Origin of the sequence: Pseudomonas sp. NPDC087690 (assembly GCF_044743175.1) — a bacterium.
Taxonomy (GTDB): Bacteria; Pseudomonadota; Gammaproteobacteria; order Pseudomonadales; family Pseudomonadaceae; genus Aquipseudomonas.
Genome location: NZ_JBIUVX010000021.1, coordinates 72,506 through 92,163 on the forward strand (window position 1 = coordinate 72,506; position 19,658 = coordinate 92,163).

15 protein-coding genes are annotated in these 19,658 nt (G+C 59.4%); 10 read left to right on the forward strand and 5 right to left on the reverse strand.

Annotated features, from left to right (window positions below; genetic code table 11):
- Positions 1 to 44: 44 nt before the first annotated feature.
- Both ACIPIZ_RS19215 and ACIPIZ_RS19220 read left to right on the forward strand, forming a co-directional pair.
- Complete coding sequence (locus tag ACIPIZ_RS19215) at positions 45 to 2,504, forward strand: EAL domain-containing protein (RefSeq protein WP_401166738.1); 2,460 nt, start codon at positions 45 to 47, stop codon at positions 2,502 to 2,504.
- Between the two features lie 79 nt (positions 2,505 to 2,583).
- Positions 2,584 to 3,345 carry a TenA family transcriptional regulator gene (locus ACIPIZ_RS19220; protein ID WP_371920174.1) on the forward strand — a complete coding sequence of 254 codons (762 nt, stop codon included), beginning with the start codon at positions 2,584 to 2,586 and terminating at the stop codon, positions 3,343 to 3,345.
- Between the two features lie 128 nt (positions 3,346 to 3,473).
- Here the strand turns inward: ACIPIZ_RS19220 and ACIPIZ_RS19225 are convergent, their stop codons facing one another.
- From ACIPIZ_RS19225 to ACIPIZ_RS19245, 5 genes are all read right to left on the reverse strand, one after another.
- Positions 3,474 to 4,400: a GGDEF domain-containing protein gene (locus tag ACIPIZ_RS19225; protein WP_064391448.1), complete on the reverse strand. Its 927-nt coding sequence runs from the start codon at positions 4,398 to 4,400 to the stop codon at positions 3,474 to 3,476.
- A gap of 361 nt (positions 4,401 to 4,761) precedes the next feature.
- Positions 4,762 to 5,502: a YciK family oxidoreductase gene (locus tag ACIPIZ_RS19230; protein WP_025113079.1), complete on the reverse strand. Its 741-nt coding sequence runs from the start codon at positions 5,500 to 5,502 to the stop codon at positions 4,762 to 4,764.
- Positions 5,503 to 5,576: 74 nt separating this feature from the next.
- The gene (mupP, locus tag ACIPIZ_RS19235) at positions 5,577 to 6,248 is read right to left on the reverse strand and encodes an N-acetylmuramic acid 6-phosphate phosphatase MupP (protein ID WP_038364376.1); all 672 of its coding nucleotides are present in this window, start codon (positions 6,246 to 6,248) and stop codon (positions 5,577 to 5,579) included.
- 4 nt (positions 6,249 to 6,252) lie between these two features.
- On the reverse strand, positions 6,253 to 6,951 hold the full coding sequence (gene ubiG, locus ACIPIZ_RS19240) for a bifunctional 2-polyprenyl-6-hydroxyphenol methylase/3-demethylubiquinol 3-O-methyltransferase UbiG (RefSeq protein WP_007908399.1): 699 nt from the start codon (positions 6,949 to 6,951) through the stop codon (positions 6,253 to 6,255).
- A gap of 57 nt (positions 6,952 to 7,008) precedes the next feature.
- Positions 7,009 to 8,343 carry a TRZ/ATZ family hydrolase gene (locus ACIPIZ_RS19245; protein WP_401166742.1) on the reverse strand — a complete coding sequence of 445 codons (1,335 nt, stop codon included), beginning with the start codon at positions 8,341 to 8,343 and terminating at the stop codon, positions 7,009 to 7,011.
- Positions 8,344 to 8,451: 108 nt separating this feature from the next.
- Here ACIPIZ_RS19245 and mtnA point away from each other — a divergent pair, with 108 nt between their 5' ends.
- The 8 genes from mtnA to ACIPIZ_RS19285 all read left to right on the forward strand — a co-directional run.
- Positions 8,452 to 9,528 carry an S-methyl-5-thioribose-1-phosphate isomerase gene (mtnA, locus tag ACIPIZ_RS19250; RefSeq protein WP_105705249.1) on the forward strand — a complete coding sequence of 359 codons (1,077 nt, stop codon included), beginning with the start codon at positions 8,452 to 8,454 and terminating at the stop codon, positions 9,526 to 9,528.
- 434 nt (positions 9,529 to 9,962) lie between these two features.
- Positions 9,963 to 12,737, forward strand: a complete 2,775-nt coding sequence (gene gyrA, locus ACIPIZ_RS19255; protein ID WP_401166745.1) for a DNA gyrase subunit A — start codon at positions 9,963 to 9,965, stop codon at positions 12,735 to 12,737.
- A gap of 231 nt (positions 12,738 to 12,968) precedes the next feature.
- Entirely contained in the window at positions 12,969 to 14,054 is a 1,086-nt protein-coding gene (gene serC, locus ACIPIZ_RS19260) for a 3-phosphoserine/phosphohydroxythreonine transaminase (protein ID WP_401166748.1), read from the forward strand.
- Positions 14,054 to 15,148, forward strand: coding sequence for a prephenate dehydratase (gene pheA / locus ACIPIZ_RS19265; protein ID WP_016770924.1), 1,095 nt, complete (start codon positions 14,054 to 14,056; stop codon positions 15,146 to 15,148). Before serC ends, pheA begins: the two co-directional genes overlap by 1 nt.
- A gap of 13 nt (positions 15,149 to 15,161) precedes the next feature.
- On the forward strand, positions 15,162 to 16,274 hold the full coding sequence (hisC, locus tag ACIPIZ_RS19270; RefSeq protein WP_110720381.1) for a histidinol-phosphate transaminase: 1,113 nt from the start codon (positions 15,162 to 15,164) through the stop codon (positions 16,272 to 16,274).
- Positions 16,275 to 16,302: 28 nt separating this feature from the next.
- Positions 16,303 to 18,510, forward strand: a complete 2,208-nt coding sequence (locus ACIPIZ_RS19275) for a bifunctional prephenate dehydrogenase/3-phosphoshikimate 1-carboxyvinyltransferase (RefSeq protein ID WP_064391679.1) — start codon at positions 16,303 to 16,305, stop codon at positions 18,508 to 18,510.
- A complete protein-coding gene (gene cmk, locus ACIPIZ_RS19280) occupies positions 18,507 to 19,196 on the forward strand; it encodes a (d)CMP kinase (protein ID WP_064391442.1) in 690 nt (229 codons plus the stop codon). Before ACIPIZ_RS19275 ends, cmk begins: the two co-directional genes overlap by 4 nt.
- 119 nt (positions 19,197 to 19,315) lie before the next feature.
- Positions 19,316 to 19,658, forward strand: a 343-nt coding sequence (locus ACIPIZ_RS19285) for a S1 RNA-binding domain-containing protein (RefSeq protein WP_401166753.1), incomplete at its 3' end; no start/stop codon positions are given.

Here is a 19,658-nt window from a genome sequence, read left to right on the forward strand (position 1 = left end):
GCGATCTCCTCTTTGATGATGGCAGTGCGTGCGCAAAGGACCTCATGAAGCAAAAAAGGACTCTCGGAACGCCACGGTTGTTGGGCATCGTCTGGCCATTTATTGCCGTCGTGCTGTTTCAGGCATTGTTGGGGGGCGTGAGTCTTTACGTTCTGTCGGCCGTTCGCGGTTATGTCGCTGGCGAAAGTCTGTGGTCCAAGGGCCAGAAAGACGCGATCTATTACCTCAACCTGTATGCCGACAGCCGCGACGAAGCGATATACCTCAAGTATCAGACTGCGATTGCCGTGCCGCAGGGCGGGCATCAATTGCGTCTGGCGCTGGATCACCAGCCACCGGATTTGCAGGCCGCGCGCGATGGCATCCTCAAGGGCGGCAATCACCCGGATGACGTTTCGAGCCTGATCTGGCTGTACCTCAACTTTCGTCATTTCAGCTATCTGGAAACCGCCATCGACCGCTGGACGTTGGGCGATGCGTATCTGGTCGAACTGGACAATGTCGCCCGCGAAATGCACCAGTACATCAGAGAGAACAGCGCGACACCGGCCGACATCCAGCGCTGGAAGGCACGGATTTTCGCCATCAATGACGGCGTCACGCCGGCAGCCATGGCCTTTAGCGACGCGTTGGGTGAAGGCTCGCGGATGATCCTGCGCTTGCTGTTGTTCACCAATCTGGCCACGGCGCTGGGCCTGATTGTGTTGGCGTTGCTGCGTACGCATAAATTGCTCAAGCAGCGCCATGCCTTCGCCCAGGCACTGCAACTGGAGAAAGATCGCGCACACGTCACGCTGCATTCGATTGGCGACGGCGTCATCACCACCGATGTCAGCGGCGCGATCGATTACATGAACCCCGCCGCCGAAGCCATGACCCACTGGAAAGCCGAGCAGGCTGCCGGCTTGCCGCTGGCGGCGCTGTTCAATCTGCTCGACGATAATGCCCAGGCTGAGGGCTTGACGCTGATCGAGCACATTCTCAGCGGCAAACTCAGGGGCGGCAGCGAACATTCGAAACTGATCCAGCGTTTGGATGGCACGACATTGTCGGTGACGCTGGTCGGTGCGCCGATCCGCAACGCCGGCAAGGTCAGCGGCACGGTGCTGGTGCTGCATGACATGACTCAGGAACGGCAATACATCGCCAATCTGTCGTGGCAGGCCACCCATGACGCGTTGACCGGGCTGGCCAACCGTCGCGAATTCGAATATCGCCTCGAACAGGCGTTGCACAACCTCACGCGCCAGCCCGGACGGCATGCGCTGATGTTCCTCGATCTCGATCAGTTCAAGCTGGTCAACGACACCTGCGGCCATGCGGCGGGCGATGAGCTGTTGCGGCACATCTGCACGCTGCTGCAATCAGGACTGCGCGAGGGCGATACGCTGGCGCGGCTTGGCGGTGATGAGTTCGGCATTCTGCTGGAGAACTGCGCACCGGAGGCGGCGGAGAAAATCGCCGAAGCGCTGCGCCAGACTGTGCAGAATCTGCATTTTGTCTGGAAAGGGCGGCCATTCCTGACCACGGTGAGTATTGGTCTGGTACATGTTGCGCAGACCCCGACGACCCTTGAGGCCTCACTGCGCGCTGCCGACATGGCCTGCTACATGGCCAAGGAAAAGGGCCGTAACCGCGTGCAGGTTTACCACGCCGACGATTCCGAGCTGTCGCTGCGCTTTGGTGAAATGGCTTGGGTGCAGCGTCTGCACATGGCGCTGGAAGAAGACCGCTTTTGTCTGTACGCCCAGGAAATCGCGCCACTCAAGCCGAGTGACAGCAAGGGCGGGCACATCGAAATTCTCTTGCGTCTGCACGACGAAGCCGGGCGAATGATTCTGCCTGACAGTTTCATTCCTGCTGCTGAACGTTATGGGTTGATGAGTCAGCTGGACCGTTGGGTAGTTCAGAACGTATTCAAGGTTATTGCTCAATGTATTGCGCAAGAACATGAAGGTCCTTTAGCAATGTGTGCGATTAATCTGTCAGGCATTACTATAGGAGATGACGCGTTTTTGCACTTTCTGCGCGAGCAGTTTGTTAACTACGCAATACCGCCTGAAATGATTTGTTTTGAAATTACAGAAACCAGTGCAATTGCAAATCTTGGGAGTGCAATTAGATTTATTAATGAACTCAAAGGCTTAGGTTGCTACTTTTCGTTAGATGATTTTTGCGCCGGAATGTCTTCATTCGCTTATCTGAAACATTTGCCTGTAGACTTCCTGAAGATCGACGGGAGTTTCGTAAAGGATATGCTGGACGACCCGATTAACCGCGCAATGGTCGAAGTGATCAATCACATCGGGCATGTCATGGGTAAGCAGACAATTGCCGAGTTTGTTGAAACAACCCAGATCGAGCAGGCATTGCTTGAAATTGGTGTGGATTACGCTCAAGGGTATGTTATAGAACGCCCACAGTTGTTTACCTGTGACAGTTTGCAAAGTCGGCCCGCCAGACCGCAGCCGCTGTTGTTCAAGGCGCCTGGCACGTTCCGTTGAAGTCTCTTGCCGATCCTTACAATCACAAATCAAAAGGAGCCGAACAGTGATCGACACATTCAACCGAACCGGACCACTCATGGAAGCTGCAAGTTATCCTGCCTGGGCACAACAGTTGATCCAGGATTGCAGCGAGAGCAAACGCCGGGTTGTCGAACATGAGTTGTACATGCGCATGCGTGATAACAAGCTCAGTGCCAAAACCATGCGTCAGTACTTGATCGGCGGCTGGCCGGTCGTCGAGCAGTTCGCCTTGTACATGGCGCAGAACCTGACCAAAACCAGGTTTGCCCGTCACCCCGGTGAGGACATGGCGCGCCGCTGGCTGATGCGCAATATCCGCGTTGAGCTCAACCATGCCGATTACTGGGTGCATTGGAGTCGCGCACATGGCGTCAGCCTGGAAGACCTTCAGGCCCAGCACGTGCCGCCCGAACTGCATGCCTTGAGTCATTGGTGCTGGCACACCAGTTCCGCTGACTCTTTGATCGTCGCGATCGCTGCCACCAACTATGCAATCGAAGGCGCGACCGGGGAGTGGTCGGCGCTGGTCTGTTCCACTGGAGTGTATGCTGCAGCGTTTCCCGAGGAGGAGCGCAAGCGGGCGATGAAATGGCTGAAGATGCATGCGCAGTACGACGATGCCCATCCATGGGAAGCGCTGGAAATCATTTGCACGCTGGCCGGTATGAACCCGAGCAAGGCTTTGCAGAGCGAGCTGCGTCAGGCGGTGTGCAAGAGCTACGACTACATGTATCTGTTTCTGGAGCGTTGCATGCAACTGGAAACGTCGGAGCGCTTGTTGGTCAACCGAGAGCGCAGGGCGGTAGTCGAGAGCTGATACACCGCGTAAAAATGTAGGAGTGAGCCTGCTCGCGATAGCGGACTGTCGGTCAACATCAGTGTTGAATGTCAGATCGTCATCGCGAGCAGGCTCACTCCTACAGTAGTTTTGGGGTGTCTGGAAAGTCAGCCCGCCATGGCCAACCGGTTGCGACCTTCACGCTTGGCCACATACAGCGCGCTGTCGGCGCGGCGCAGCAAGCTGTCGGCCGATTCGCCCGGCAACAACGTCGAACATCCCAGGCTCACAGTCAATTCGATCAACTGCCCATCCGCATAGTATTCCGCTGCCTGCGTCGCATAACGCAACCGTTCGCCGACCATTGCGGCCGCATCCCGGCTGGTATTGGACAGCAGCACCAGAAACTCTTCGCCACCGTAACGAAACACCATGTCGACGTTGCGCAACTGCGCCTTGATTGTCGCGGCGATGGCCTTAAGTACGTCATCGCCGGCGCTGTGACCATGGCTGTCGTTGACCCGTTTGAAGTGATCGATGTCGAGCATCAGCACCGAGAGCGGCTGCACATGCCGACGCGACATATCGATCTCGCGCTGCAAGGTCTGCTCCATGGCGATGCGGTTACCGGCGCCGGTCAACGGATCACGCAGGGCGCTCTGCGTGGCGGCGCGGTAGAGCAGGGCATTGCGCATCGGGTACAGCAGCGACGACAACAGCGATTCAAGGTTGCCCTGATCCAGTTCGTTGAAGCGCTGGTTGCGGCGGAATATCAGTTCGCCCATGTGCTCGCCTTCGTGGCTGAGGCTATAGCTGATCGAATGGTGACCGCGAGTGCCGAACTCCAGGCGCAGGTCGCTGCCCTGGTGCACATAGCTCAGGGCATCGAGCGGGACAAGGCGCTGAACTTCGCGGAAAAACAGACCGAGGATGCGTTGCGGCTCAAGACTGGTTTGCAGTTGCAGGCTCATTTGCTGGCGCAATTGCGCAAGACTGGCCGGTCGCTCCAGGAGGGGAGGCAGTTGACCAAAGCCCAGGCGTTGCAATTTGGCACTGTCAAAGTCAATTGCATTGGTCTGGGAGGGTGATTTCATATGGCGCGAACCCTTAGCGGTAAGTCTGTCTTACAGGCTGGGTGAGAGCGGCTATGGGCTGCGCGTCATACTGATCCATCAGTCCCGTAGGACGTTTGGCGTAAGTTTAGTCTGCCTGATGACGATTAGTAAGCTATCGAAATCGGCCTCGCCCCATTGCCTTCACGCGGCTTGCTTTGAAGAAAATTAGAGCGAAAGTCGTGCCATTCGGTTCGTTTTTATTTAAACCTTGTTAAATCAATAGTTTGGCTTAGAGGGTGGGCGGTGGGTGCTGGAAAATTGACTGGATTGTGACGCTCTCAAGCGGCAAATCCCTGCCGCGACAGGAATCTGCCGCGGCAACAAATGCGACGTATGGCAGTTATTGCGCGTTGAATGCCTGACCATTGATGCCGGTGCTGTCCGGGCCCATCAGGTACAGGTATACCGGCATGATTTCTTCCGGCGTCGGATTGTTCAGCGGGTTTTCTCCCGGATAGGCCTGAGCACGCATGCTGGTGCGCGTACCGCCCGGGTTGATGCTGTTCGAGCGCACTGGCGCCACACCATCGACTTCATCGGCCAGGGTTTGCATCAAGCCTTCGGTGGCAAACTTCGACACGCCATAAGCGCCCCAATAAGCGCGGCCCTTGCGCCCGACGCTGCTGGAGGTGAACACCACCGATGCATCCTGCGACAGCTTGAGCAGCGGCAGCAGGGTGCTGGTCAGCATGAACATGGCGTTGACGTTGACCTGCATGACGCGCATGAAGTTTTCGCCGGACAACTGCTCGATCGGTGTGCGTGGACCGATGATCGAGGCGTTGTGCAGCAAGCCGTCGAGATGGCCGAACTCGGTCTCGATCATTGCCGCCAGTTCATCGTACTGATGGGGCAGGGCGGTTTCCAGGTTGAACGGAATCACTGCCGGTTGCGGGTGGCCAGCGGCTTCGATCTCGTCGTAAACCTGGGTCAGATTGGCTTCTGTCTTGCCCAGCAGCAAAACGGTGGCGCCATGAGCGGCGTAGGTCTTCGCGGCCGCCGCACCGATGCCACGACCGGCACCGGTGACCAGAATGACCCGATCCTTGAGCAATTCGGGACGAGCGGAGTAATCAAACATAAAAACCTCATTAAGAGTCAGATCGTTCCCACGCTCCGCGTGGGAATGCAGCCAATGACGCTCTGCGTCAGGTTTCAGCAGCTGCAAAGCGCGCTATCGAGCACCTTGCGCAACTCCGACGGATGATCCACCACCACGTCCGCGCCCCAATGGCGTGGGTTGTCGTCCGGGTGAATGTAGCCAAACGTCACCGCAGCGGTTTTCGTACCGGCATCGCGCCCCGATTCGATATCGCGCAGATCATCGCCCACAAACAGAACTGTCGACGGATCCAGATCAAGCATTTTGCAGGCAAGGATCAACGGCTCAGGATCCGGCTTGCTGTTCTTCACATGATCCGGGCAGATCAGCAGTGCCGAACGCTCGGCCAGCCCCAACTGCTGCATGATCGGTTCGGCAAAGCGCAGCGGCTTGTTGGTCACCACGCCCCAGATCAGGTTGGCCTTTTCGATGTCGGCGAGCAGTTCGCCCATGCCGTCGAACAATTTACTGTGCACGGCGCAGCCGACCAGATAGCGCTCGAGGAACTCCAGGCGCAGTTCTTCGAAACCCGGCGATTCCGGATCCATCGAAAACGTCACCGCGACCATGGCTTTGGCGCCGCCGGAAATCTCGTCGCGAATGTGCTTGTCGTTGATCGGCGGCAAGCCACGATCAGCGCGCATTGCCTGGCAGATGGCGATGAAGTCCGGCGCCGTGTCGAGCAGGGTGCCGTCCATGTCGAAGAGAACTGCTCTGATGGCCATCGGCTTACTCCTCGCGCAGGGTCTGGATCATGTAGTTGACGTCAACGTCGTTGGCCAGCTTGTAGTGCTTGGTCAGCGGGTTGTAGGTCAGGCCGATGATGTCCTTGACGGTCAGACCGGCCATGCGGCTCCAGGCACCGAGTTCGGACGGGCGGATGAATTTCTTGAAGTCATGGGTGCCGCGCGGCAGCAGCTTCATGATGTATTCAGCGCCGATGATGGCGAACAGGTACGCCTTCGGGTTGCGGTTGATGGTCGAGAAGAACACCTGGCCGCCGGGCTTGACCATGCGGAAGCAGGCGCGGATGACCGACGATGGATCGGGCACGTGCTCGAGCATCTCGAGGCAGGTCACCACGTCGAACTGCTCGGGCATTTCTTCGGCGAGGGCTTCGGCGGTGATCTGGCGGTATTCGACGCTGACGCCGGATTCCAGCTGATGCAGTTGCGCGACCGCCAGCGGCGCTTCGCCCATGTCGATGCCCATCACGGTGGCGCCACGCTGGGCCATGGCTTCGCTGAGAATGCCGCCGCCGCAACCGACGTCGAGGACTTTCTTGCCGGCCAGATTGACCCGCTCATCAATCCAGTTGACCCGCAACGGGTTGATGTCGTGCAGCGGTTTGAACTCGCTTTCGCGGTCCCACCAGCGATGGGCCAGGGCTTCGAATTTGGCGATTTCGGCGTGGTCGACGTTGCTCATGTTAAATCCTCTGAAACTTGAAAAAGGCTGTAGCCCCGGTTTTGCGCTCCGGGGTGTTTACGATTCGGTGTGGCCGCTGATGCGCTGGCCCCAGGCCCGGGCAGTGGCGCCCAGTTGCTCTTCGTCCATGCGCGTCAGGCGCCGGTCGTCGAGCAGTTGCTTGCCAGCGACCCACAGGTGTTTCACGCAGTCGCGTCCGGTGGCATAGATAAGCTGCGAAACCGGGTCATAGACCGGTTGCTGAGCCAGCCCGGACAGGTCGAAGGCGACGATGTCGGCGGCTTTGCCAATTTCCAGCGAGCCGACCTGTGCTTCGATGCCCAGTGCCCGTGCGCCATTCAATGTCGCCATGCGTAGCGCACGATGGGCGTCCAGCGCGGTGGCTGAACCGGCGACGGCTTTGGCCAGCAGCGCGGCGGTGCGGGTTTCGCCAAGCAGATCCAGATCATTGTTGCTGGCAGCGCCATCGGTACCGACGGCGACATTCACGCCAGCCTGCCACAAACGCTCGACCGGGCAGAAGCCGCTGGCCAGTTTGAGGTTGGATTCCGGGCAATGGATCACGCTGGTGTTGCTTTCTACCAGCAACGCCAGGTCGTCATCGCTGATCTGGGTCATGTGCACGGCCTGGAAACGCGGGCCAAGCAGGCCGAGGCGACCAAGGCGAGCGAGCGGACGTTCGCCGTGTTGCTCCAGTGCTTGCTGGACTTCGAACGCCGTTTCGTGGACATGCATGTGGATCGCTGCGTCCAGCTCCTCGGCAATCACGCGGATTTTCTCGAGATTCTCGTCGCCGACGGTGTACGGTGCATGAGGGCCGAACGTGATCTTGATGCGGTCGTGATGCTTCAGGTCGCCGAACAGCTCGACGCCCTGACGAATGGCTTCATCGGCGCTGGCGGCGCCGGGAATCGGAAAGTCGAGGATCGGAATGGCGATCTGTGCACGAATGCCGCTGTTGTGCACGCGCTCGCTGGCGACTTTCGGGAAGAAATACATGTCCGAAAAACAGGTGATGCCACCCTTGATCTGCTCGGCGATGGCCAGATCGGTGCCATCACGGACAAAATCTTCGCTGACCCATTTCGCTTCGGCCGGCCAGATGTGGTTTTCCAGCCAGGTCATCAGCGGCAGATCGTCGGCCAGGCCACGGAACAGCGTCATCGCCGCGTGGCCGTGGGCGTTGATCAGGCCGGGGGCGAGTAGCACATCCGGCAGTTCGCGGACTTCGGTGGCGTTACACTTCAATGCTTCGGCACGCGGGCCGATAAACACGATGCGACCGTCGCGGATGCCCAGGCCATGCTCCTTGAGCACAACGCCTGCGGGTTCGACGGGTACCAGCCAGGTCGGCAGCAATAATAAGACGAGCGCAATGGCAGGTTTCGGCATCGAGGGTCGGTTCCAGTGCTTTTGTAAAGGATGGCGAAGTATACCCGAGCGTCTTCGCGGGGGGATCGCTATAATCGGCGGCTTTTGTTCATGAGTGCGGGGTGTGGGATGCGCGATCGACTGTTGGCTGCGGAAAAAGTGAAGGCCATCGATTGGCGTGACGGCGCGCTGCACCTGCTGGATCAGCGTATTTTGCCGTTCGAGGAAACCTGGATCGCCTACACCAGCGCCGCTGGCGTGGCCGAGGCCATTCGCTCGATGGTAGTGCGCGGTGCGCCGGCCATTGGCATCAGTGCAGCCTACGGCATCGTGCTGGCAGCACGTGCGCGGATTGCTGAAGGTGGCGACTGGTACGCGGCGCTGGAAGAGGATTTCGCCCTGCTGGCCGATTCTCGCCCGACCGCAGTCAACCTGTTCTGGGCGCTCGGCCGTATGCATGATCGCCTCGATCGCCTGAAAGAAAATGCCGATCCGCTGGCGGCGCTGGAAGCCGAAGCCGTCGCCATCCACGAAAGCGACCGTGAAGCCAACCTGACCATGGCGCAGCTCGGCGTCGACCTGATCCGCAAACATCAGGGCAATGCTCAGGCGATTCTGACCCACTGCAATACTGGCGCGTTGGCCACCGGTGGTTTCGGTACGGCACTGGGCGTCATTCGCGCAGCCTTTATAGAAGGCATGGTCGAGCGCGTTTACGCCGATGAAACCCGTCCATGGCTGCAAGGCTCGCGCCTGACCGCGTGGGAGCTGGCCAACGAAGGTATCCCGGTAACGCTCAATGCCGACTCCGCCGCCGCGCACATCATGAAAACCAAAGGCGTGACCTGGGTGATCGTCGGCGCTGACCGCATCACCGCCAACGGTGATGTGGCGAACAAGATCGGCACCTATCAACTGGCGGTCAACGCCATGCACCACGGCGTGCGCTTCATGGTGGTGGCACCGAGTTCGACCATCGACATGAACCTGGCCAGCGGCGACGACATCCCGATCGAAGAACGTGATGGCGCCGAGCTGCTGGAAGTCGGCGGCAAGCGCGTCGGTGCCGACGTTGAAGCGTTCAACCCGGTTTTTGACGTGACGCCGGCCGACCTTATCGACGCGATCGTCACAGAGAAAGGCATCGTCGAGCGCCCGGATACCGCCAAAATGGCCCAGTTGATGTGCCGCAAACGCCTGCACTAATGCGGTGATACTCAATGTAGGAGATGCCGAAGGCTGCGATCTTTTGATCTTGCTTTTTAGAGGGCAGAATCAAAAGATCGCAGCCTTCGGCAGCTCCTACAGGTGTTTGTACCCCTAAATGTCAATAAACATCCCCAAACCAAGCCTGAATTCTGCATTCAAACAAGCTCTGAGCCTCTCTCGTCCCCGTTAAGCCTGTCACCGGTCAACTAACTATGCTCCATGCGCATCTGGGGGATAGGTGCGTGGCGGCCTTTGTGATAACATCCGGCGTTTTCCGAGGCAGCTTCACGAAGCTGTCTTTACTGCGCAAATCCGCGATCCAATGTTGATTTGTCGTAAGTCGGCGCATGGCACTCGGCCGGCCCCGACGAGCTTCGTTGCTCCCACATGGATATGACGAAGTTTCACCAGAAAAAGGAATCAGGCTTCTCATGGGCGAACTGGCCAAAGAAATCCTCCCGGTCAATATCGAAGACGAGCTGAAACAGTCCTACCTCGACTACGCGATGAGCGTAATCGTCGGCCGTGCACTGCCGGATGCGCGCGATGGCCTCAAGCCCGTGCACCGTCGCGTACTGTTCGCGATGAGCGAGCTGGGCAACGACTTCAACAAGCCGTACAAGAAATCTGCCCGTGTTGTCGGCGACGTGATCGGTAAGTATCACCCGCACGGTGACATCGCCGTGTACGACACCATCGTTCGTATGGCTCAGCCTTTCTCCCTGCGCTACCTGCTGGTAGACGGTCAGGGCAACTTCGGTTCGGTCGACGGCGACAACGCTGCGGCCATGCGATACACCGAAGTGCGCATGACCAAACTGGCGCACGAGCTGCTGGCTGACCTGCACAAAGAAACCGTGGACTGGGTGCCGAACTACGACGGCACCGAAATGATCCCGGCGGTCATGCCGACCCGTATCCCGAACCTGCTGGTCAACGGCTCCAGCGGTATCGCCGTGGGCATGGCGACCAATATTCCGCCGCACAACCTCGGTGAAGTCATCGACGGTTGCCTGGCGCTCATCGACAACCCTGAGCTGACCGTCGATGAACTGATGCAGTACATCCCGGGTCCGGACTTCCCGACCGCGGCGATCATCAACGGTCGCGCCGGCATCATTGAAGCCTACCGCACCGGTCGCGGGCGCATTTACATGCGTGCGCGTTCGATCATTGAAGACATCGACAAGGTCGGTGGCCGTCAGCAGATCGTCATCACCGAACTCCCTTACCAGCTGAACAAGGCGCGTCTGATCGAGAAGATCGCCGAGCTGGTCAAAGAGAAGAAGCTGGAAGGTATTACCGAACTGCGCGACGAGTCCGACAAGGACGGTATGCGCGTCGTGATCGAACTGCGTCGCGGCGAAGTGCCTGAGGTGATCCTCAACAACCTCTACGCCCAGACCCAGCTGCAATCGGTTTTCGGCATCAACATCGTTGCGCTGATCGACGGCCGTCCACGCATCCTGAACCTCAAGGATCTGCTGGAAGCCTTCGTTCGTCACCGTCGCGAAGTCGTCACCCGCCGTACCGTGTTCGAACTGCGCAAGGCGCGCGAGCGTGGTCACATCCTCGAAGGCCAGGCCGTTGCCCTGTCGAACATCGACCCGGTTATCGCCCTGATCAAAGCTTCGCCGACGCCGTCGGAAGCCAAAGAAGCGCTGGTCAGCACGCCGTGGGAATCTTCGGCCGTAGTAGCGATGGTTGAACGTGCCGGTGCCGATTCGTGCCGTCCGGAAAACCTCGATCCGCAATACGGTCTGCGCGAAGGCAAGTACTTCCTCTCGCCAGAACAGGCGCAAGCCATTCTGGAGCTGCGTCTGCACCGTCTGACCGGTCTGGAGCACGAGAAACTGCTGGCCGAGTATCAAGAGATTCTCAACCAGATCGGCGAGCTGATCCGCATCCTCAACAGCGCTGTGCGCCTGATGGAAGTGATCCGCGAAGAGCTGGAAGTGATTCGTGCCGAATACGGCGACCAGCGTCGCACCGAAATCCTTGATGCCCGTCTCGACCTGACCCTGGGTGACATGATCCCGGAAGAAGAGCGCGTCGTGACCATCTCCCACGGTGGCTACGCCAAGACCCAGCCATTGGCTGCGTACCAGGCTCAGCGTCGTGGCGGTAAAGGCAAATCGGCGACCGGCGTCAAGGATGAGGACTACATCGCTCACCTGCTGGTTGCCAACAGCCACACCACGCTCCTGCTGTTCTCCAGCAAGGGCAAGGTGTACTGGCTCAAGACCTACGAGATTCCGGAAGCGTCCCGCGCCGCCCGTGGTCGTCCGCTGGTCAACCTGTTGCCGTTGAGCGAGGGTGAATACATCACCACCATGCTGCCGGTCGATCTCGAAGCCATGAAGCGTCAGGCTGATGAAGAAGAAGCCGAAGGCGCCGAGGCTGATGTAGAAGAAATCGAAAACAGCAACGAGACCGACGAAGAGCGTCGTGCCCGTATCAAGGCTGCCGATCGCAAGAAAGCGCCGTTCATCTTCATGTCGACCGCCAACGGTACCGTGAAGAAGACTCCGCTGGTGGCCTTCAGCCGTCAGCGCAGCGTCGGTCTGATCGCGCTGGAGCTGGACGAAGGCGACATTCTGATCTCCGCTGCCATCACCGATGGCGAGCAGGAAATCATGCTGTTCTCCGACGGCGGCAAAGTGACTCGCTTCAAGGAATCCGAAGTTCGCGCCATGGGCCGTACCGCCCGCGGTGTGCGTGGCATGCGTCTGCCGGAAGGGCAGAAGCTGATCTCCATGCTGATTCCGGAAGAAGGCAGCGAGATTCTCACCGCTTCCGAGCGCGGCTACGGCAAGCGCACGGCGATCACCGAGTTCCCTGAATACAAGCGTGGCGGTCAGGGCGTAATCGCCATGGTCAGTAACGAGCGTAACGGCCGTCTGGTCGGCGCGGTTCAGGTGCAGGACGGTGAAGAAATCATGCTGATCTCTGATCAGGGCACCCTGGTGCGTACCCGTGTCGACGAAGTGTCGAGCCTGGGTCGTAACACTCAAGGTGTGACGCTGATCAAGCTGGCCAAGGATGAAACCCTGGTCGGGCTGGAGCGGGTTCAGGAGCCTTCGGAAGTTGAAGGTGAAGAGCTTGAAGGGGAAGAGGGCGAGGAATTCGAAGGTACTGTCGTAAACGACGATGCCGGTGAAGACCAGCAACTCGACGCCGCAGCAGACGAAGAACCGCAAGAATAAGCGGGCAAACGAGGGGGCGGATGAGAATTCGCCCCCTTGTTATTTGTCCGGTATGAAATTTCGACATCATGGAGATCCCCTGTGGGAGCGAGCCTGCTCGCGAATGCAGGCGCTGCGGTAACTCTGACGCACCGCGGTGATGCATTCGCGAGCAGGCTCGCTCCCACAGGGCCGTGTTGATCGGTAGTGTGATTTATTGCGTGATACCACCAAATCAGAGCGAGATTGGATGTGAGCAAGCGAGCCTATAACTTCTGCGCCGGTCCTGCGGCGCTTCCTGAAGCTGTCCTGCAGCGCGCCCAGGGTGAACTCCTTGATTGGCACGGCAAGGGTCTGTCGGTCATGGAAATGAGCCATCGCAGCGATGAGTTCGTGTCCATCGCCACCCAGGCCGAGCAGGATCTGCGTGACCTGCTGAATATCCCGTCGAACTACAAAGTGCTGTTTCTGCAAGGTGGCGCCAGCCAGCAATTCGCGCAGATCCCACTGAACCTGCTGCCTGAAGGCGGCTCGGCCGACTATATCGACACCGGTATCTGGTCGCAGAAAGCCATTGAAGAAGCTTCGCGCTACGGTCACGTCAATGTCGCCGCCACCGCCAAGCCTTACGACTATTTCGCCATCCCCGGCCAGAACGAGTGGAACCTGTCGAAAGACGCCGCTTACGTTCATTACGCGCCGAATGAAACCATCGGTGGTCTGGAATTCCAGTGGATTCCGCAAACCGGTGACGTGCCGCTGGTAGCCGACATGTCCTCGGACATTCTGTCGCGCCCGGTCGACATTTCGCGTTTCGGCATGATCTACGCCGGCGCGCAGAAGAACATCGGCCCGAGCGGCATCGTCGTCAACATCATCCGCGAAGACCTGCTCGGCAAGGCGCGCGCACTGTGCCCGACCATGCTCGACTACAAGGTCGCGGCGGATAACGGCTCGATGTACAACACCCCGCCGACCCTGGCCTGGTACCTGTCCGGTCTGGTGTTCCAGTGGCTGAAAGAGCAGGGTGGCGTTGAAGCGATCGCCAAGCTCAACGACGTCAAGCAGCGCACGCTGTACGACTTCATCGACGCCAGCGGCCTCTACAGCAACCCGATCAACAAGTCGGACCGCTCGTGGATGAACGTGCCGTTCCGTCTGGCTGACGATCGTCTGGACAAGCCGTTCCTCGTCGGCGCCGAAGCGCGCGGTCTGCTCAACCTCAAGGGCCACCGCTCCGTGGGCGGCATGCGCGCCTCCATCTACAATGCTGTCGACATCACCGCGGTCAATGCGCTGGTGGCGTACATGGCTGAATTCGAGAAGGAACACGGCTGATGTCCGAGCAAGAACTCAAGGCACTGCGCGTTCGCATTGACGCTCTGGACACCAAAGTCCTCGAGCTGATCAGTGAGCGTGCGCGTTGCGCCCAGGAAGTCGCGCGAGTAAAGATGGCCTCGCTGGCCGAAGGCGAAGTGCCGGTGTTCTATCGTCCTGAGCGCGAAGCTCAGGTGCTCAAGCGGGTGATGGAACGCAATCAGGGGCCGCTGGGCAACGAAGAGATGGCGCGGTTGTTCCGCGAAATCATGTCCTCGTGCCTGGCGCTGGAGCAGCCGCTGAAAGTGGCCTATCTGGGCCCTGAAGGCACCTTCACCCAAGCCGCGGCCATGAAACACTTCGGTCACGCCGTGATCAGCAAGCCGATGGCGGCGATCGACGAAGTGTTCCGTGAAGTGGCAGCCGGTGCGGTGAATTTTGGCGTGGTCCCGGTGGAAAACTCCACCGAAGGCGCGGTCAACCACACGCTGGACAGCTTCCTCGAGCACGACATGGTGATCTGCGGCGAAGTCGAGCTGCGCATTCACCATCACCTGTTGGTCGGTGAAAACACCAAGACCGACAGCATCAGCCGCATCTATTCCCACGCACAGTCGCTGGCCCAGTGCCGCAAGTGGCTGGACGCGCACTACCCGAATGTCGAGCGTGTTGCGGTGTCGAGCAACGCCGAAGCGGCCAAGCGGGTTAAAGGTGAGTGGAACTCGGCGGCGATTGCCGGCGACATGGCGGCAGGGTTGTATGGCCTGACCCGCCTGGCCGAGAAGATCGAAGATCGTCCGGACAACTCGACGCGCTTCCTGATGATCGGTAACCAGGAAGTGCCGCCGACCGGCGACGACAAGACCTCGATCATTGTGTCCATGAGCAACAAGCCCGGCGCGCTTCACGAGCTGCTGGTGCCGTTCCATGACAACGGGATCGACCTGACCCGCATCGAAACCCGTCCGTCGCGCAGCGGCAAATGGACGTATGTGTTCTTCATCGACTTCGTCGGCCACCACCGTGATCCGTTGATCAAAGGTGTATTGGAAAAGATCAGTCAGGAAGCGGTAGCACTCAAAGTGCTGGGTTCTTACCCGAAAGCAGTTCTCTAAGGGGCGGTAGCAAATGAGTGGCAATTTCCTCGCTCTGGCACAGCCGGGCGTGCAACAACTTTCGCCGTACGTTCCGGGCAAGCCTGTGGACGAACTGGCGCGCGAGCTGGATCTGGATCCGGCAAAAATCGTCAAGCTGGCGAGCAATGAAAACCCGCTGGGTGCCAGTCCGAAAGCCTTGGCGGCAATCCGCGAAGAGCTGGCCGAGCTGACCCGTTATCCGGATGGCAACGGTTTCGCGCTGAAATCACTGTTGGCCGAGCAATGCCGCGTCGAGCTGAATCAGGTCACCCTGGGCAACGGCTCCAACGATATTCTTGAGCTGGTCGCACGCGCCTATCTGGCGCCGGGCCTGAATGCGGTGTTCAGTGAGCACGCGTTCGCTGTGTATCCGATCGCCACTCAGGCGGTCGGCGCGCAGGCCAAAGTGGTGCCGGCCAAGGATTGGGGGCATGACCTGCCGGCAATGCTCGCGGCTATCGATGCCAACACCCGCGTGGTGTTCATCGCCAACCCGAACAACCCGACCGGCACCTGGTTCGGCGCTGAAGCGCTGGACGAGTTCCTGCAGGATGTTCCTGAGCATGTGCTGGTGGTGCTCGACGAGGCTTACATTGAGTACGCCGAAGGCAGCGATCTGCCGGACGGTCTGGATTTCCTCGCCGCGTATCCGAATCTGCTGGTGTCGCGCACCTTCTCCAAGGCCTATGGTCTGGCGGCGTTGCGCGTCGGCTATGGCCTGTCGACCCCGGTTGTTGCGGACGTGCTGAACCGCGTTCGCCAGCCATTCAACGTTAACAGCCTCGCGTTGGCGGCGGCGTGTGCGGCGTTGAAAGACGAAGAGTATCTGGCGCAAAGCCGCCAACTCAACGAGTCCGGCATGCAACAACTGCAGGCCGGTTTCCGTGAGCTGGGCCTGAACTGGATCGAATCCAAAGGCAACTTTATCTGCGTCGATCTCGCTCAGGTCGCGGCCCCGGTATTCCAAGGCTTGCTGCGTGAAGGTGTGATCGTGCGTCCGGTGGCCAACTACGGCATGCCGAACCACCTGCGGGTGACCATCGGTCTGCCGGCGGAAAACAGCCGCTTCCTCGAAGCGCTGCGCAAGGTTCTGGCTCGTGGGTGATGTCACTGCACTGCAATCTGCTGCACCTATGATCGGTCGCCTTGTGGTGGTCGGTCTGGGGTTGATCGGTGGTTCGTTTGCCAAAGGCTTGCGTGAAAGTGGCGTGTGCCGCGAAGTGGTCGGGGTCGATCTCGATCCGCAATCGCGCAAACTGGCGGTCGAGTTGGGTGTGGTTGATCGTTGTGAGGATGACCTGGCTGCGGCATGCCAGGGCGCTGACGTGATTCAACTGGCGGTGCCGATCCTGGCCATGGAAAAAGTGCTCGCGCGTTTGGCGAGCATGGATCTGGGGCAGGCGATTCTGACCGATGTCGGCAGCGCCAAAGGCAATGTAGTGCGTGCGGCGACCGAGGCGTTTGGCGGTATGCCGGCGCGTTTCGTGCCGGGCCATCCGATCGCCGGTTCCGAGCAGAGCGGGGTGGAAGCCTCCAATGCCGAACTGTTCCGTCGTCACAAGGTGATTCTTACGCCGCTTGAGCAAACCGATCCGGCTGCGCTGGCAGTGGTCGACCGTCTCTGGCGAGAACTGGGCGCCGACGTCGAGCACATGCAGGTCGAGCGTCACGATGAAGTGCTGGCTGCGACCAGTCATCTGCCGCACCTGTTGGCCTTTGGTCTGGTCGACTCATTGGCCAAGCGCAATGAAAACCTTGAGATCTTCCGTTACGCTGCGGGTGGTTTTCGCGATTTCACAAGAATCGCCGGAAGCGACCCGGTGATGTGGCACGACATCTTCCTCGCCAACCGCGAGGCTGTCCTGCGCACACTCGATACATTTCGCAGCGACCTCGACGCCTTGCGCGACGCGGTCGATGCAGGGGATGGGCACCAATTGTTGGGCGTTTTCACTCGCGCCCGGGTTGCCCGCGAGCATTTCAGTAAAATCCTGGCCCGCAGGGCCTATGTGGACGCTATGAATTCCAACGATCTGATCTTCCTGGCTCAACCTGGTGGCCGCCTGTCCGGTCGGATTCGCGTACCGGGTGACAAATCCATTTCCCACCGCTCGATCATGCTCGGCTCGCTGGCTGAAGGCGTTACCGAAGTCGAAGGCTTCCTTGAGGGCGAAGACGCCTTGGCGACCTTGCAGGCGTTCCGCGACATGGGCGTGGTCATCGAAGGCCCGCACCACGGCCGCGTGACCATCCACGGTGTCGGCCTGCATGGCCTGAAGCCGGCGCCGGGCCCGATTTATCTGGGCAACTCCGGCACTTCGATGCGCCTGCTGTCCGGCCTCCTGGCGGCGCAGAACTTCGACAGCGTCTTGACGGGCGATGCGTCGCTGTCCAAGCGTCCGATGAATCGCGTGGCCAATCCACTGCGTGAAATGGGTGCCGTGATTGAAACTGCTGCTGAAGGTCGTCCACCGATGACCATTCGCGGCGGCCACAAGCTCAAAGGCCTGACCTACACCATGCCGATGGCCAGTGCTCAGGTGAAATCCTGCCTGCTGCTCGCCGGTCTGTACGCTGAAGGCAAGACCACCGTGACTGAGCCGGCTCCGACTCGCGACCATACCGAGCGCATGCTGCGTGGCTTTGGCCATCCTGTGAGCGTTGAAGGTGCTACGGCCTCGGTTGAGTCCGGCGGCAAACTGACCGCGACTCACATCGAAGTGCCAGGCGATATCTCGTCCTCGGCGTTCTTCCTTGTGGCAGCGTCTATCGCCGAAGGGTCGGAGCTTGTGCTCGAACACGTAGGCATCAACCCGACCCGCACTGGCGTGATCGACATCCTGCGTCTGATGGGCGCGGACATCACTCTGGAGAATCAGCGTGAAGTCGGCGGCGAGCCGGTGGCCGACCTGCGCGTGAAGGCAGCTAAACTCAAAGGTATCGAGATTCCCGAAGAGCTGGTTCCGCTGGCCATCGACGAATTCCCGGTGCTGTTCGTCGCCGCTGCTTGTGCTGAAGGGCGCACCGTACTGACCGGCGCCGAAGAGCTGCGGGTCAAGGAATCGGATCGCATTCAGGTGATGGCTGACGGTTTGCTGGCACTGGGCGTCAAATGCCAGCCGACCCCGGACGGCATCATCATCGATGGCGGCCAGATCGGCGGCGGCGAAGTGCACGGTCACGGTGATCACCGTATCGCGATGGCGTTCAGCGTCGCTTCGTTGCGCGCCACTGCACCGATCCGTATCCATGATTGCGCCAACGTCGCGACGTCGTTCCCCAACTTCCTCGCATTGTGCGGGCAGGTCGGCATTCGTGTGGCACAAGAGGCTCAGTCGTGAAGAACATTGCACCGGTCATCACCATTGATGGGCCAAGTGGCTCGGGCAAAGGCACCGTGGCCGGGATTCTGGCCAAGCGTCTGGGCTGGAACCTGCTGGATTCCGGTGCGCTTTACCGTTTGCTGGCGTTTGCTGCGCACAATCATGGCGTTGACCTGACCAATGAAGAGCTGCTGAAGAAACTGGCCGCTCATCTGGATGTTCAGTTCATCGCAGCGACCGAGGGGCAGCTGCAGCGGATCATTCTGGAAGGCGACGAAGTCAGTGATGTCATTCGCACTGAAAGCGTCGGCTCCGGCGCTTCGCAAGTGGCTGCATTGCCCGCCGTGCGCGAGGCGCTGCTGCAACGCCAGCGTGCTTTCCAGGAAGCGCCGGGCCTTGTCGCCGATGGTCGCGACATGGGGACGGTGGTGTTTCCCGATGCTCCGCTGAAGATTTTCCTGACCGCCAGTGCCGAGGAGCGGGCGCGCCGTCGATATTTGCAGTTGAAGGGCAAAGTCGAGGGTGTTAGTCTGTCGAGTCTGCTAGATGAGATCCGTGCACGCGATGAGCGTGACACCCAGCGAGCGGTAGCCCCGCTTAAGCCGGCGGCTGACGCCATACAGCTGGATTCCACGGAGTTGTCCATCGATCAGGTGCTTGAACGCATCATGAGCGAGATCGCCATTCGCGATATCGCCGGGTGACCAAGAAGGCCGCAGGGGACCAGTCATAGTCCTGCAGCGCTTCTTTTTAATGAAACTAACCCACACCGTCTGGGGTGTGGAGATGGGCGTATCCTTCGCCCTCATTTACAGGAATTAAAATGAGCGAAAGCTTTGCGGAACTCTTTGAAGAAAGCCTAAAAACCCTGAACCTTCAGGCAGGCTCCATCATCACCGGTGTTATCGTTGATATCGATTACCAGGCTCGCTGGGTAACCGTTCACGCTGGCCTGAAGTCTGAAGCACTCATCCCGCTTGAGCAGTTCTACAACGACGCTGGCGATCTGACTATCAATGTCGGTGACGAAGTTCACGTTGCTCTGGACTCGGTTGAAGACGGTTTCGGTGAAACCAAGCTGTCCCGTGAGAAAGCCAAGCGCGCCGAGTGCTGGATCGTTCTGGAAGCAGCCTTCGCAGCTGAGGAAGTGGTCAAGGGCGTAATCA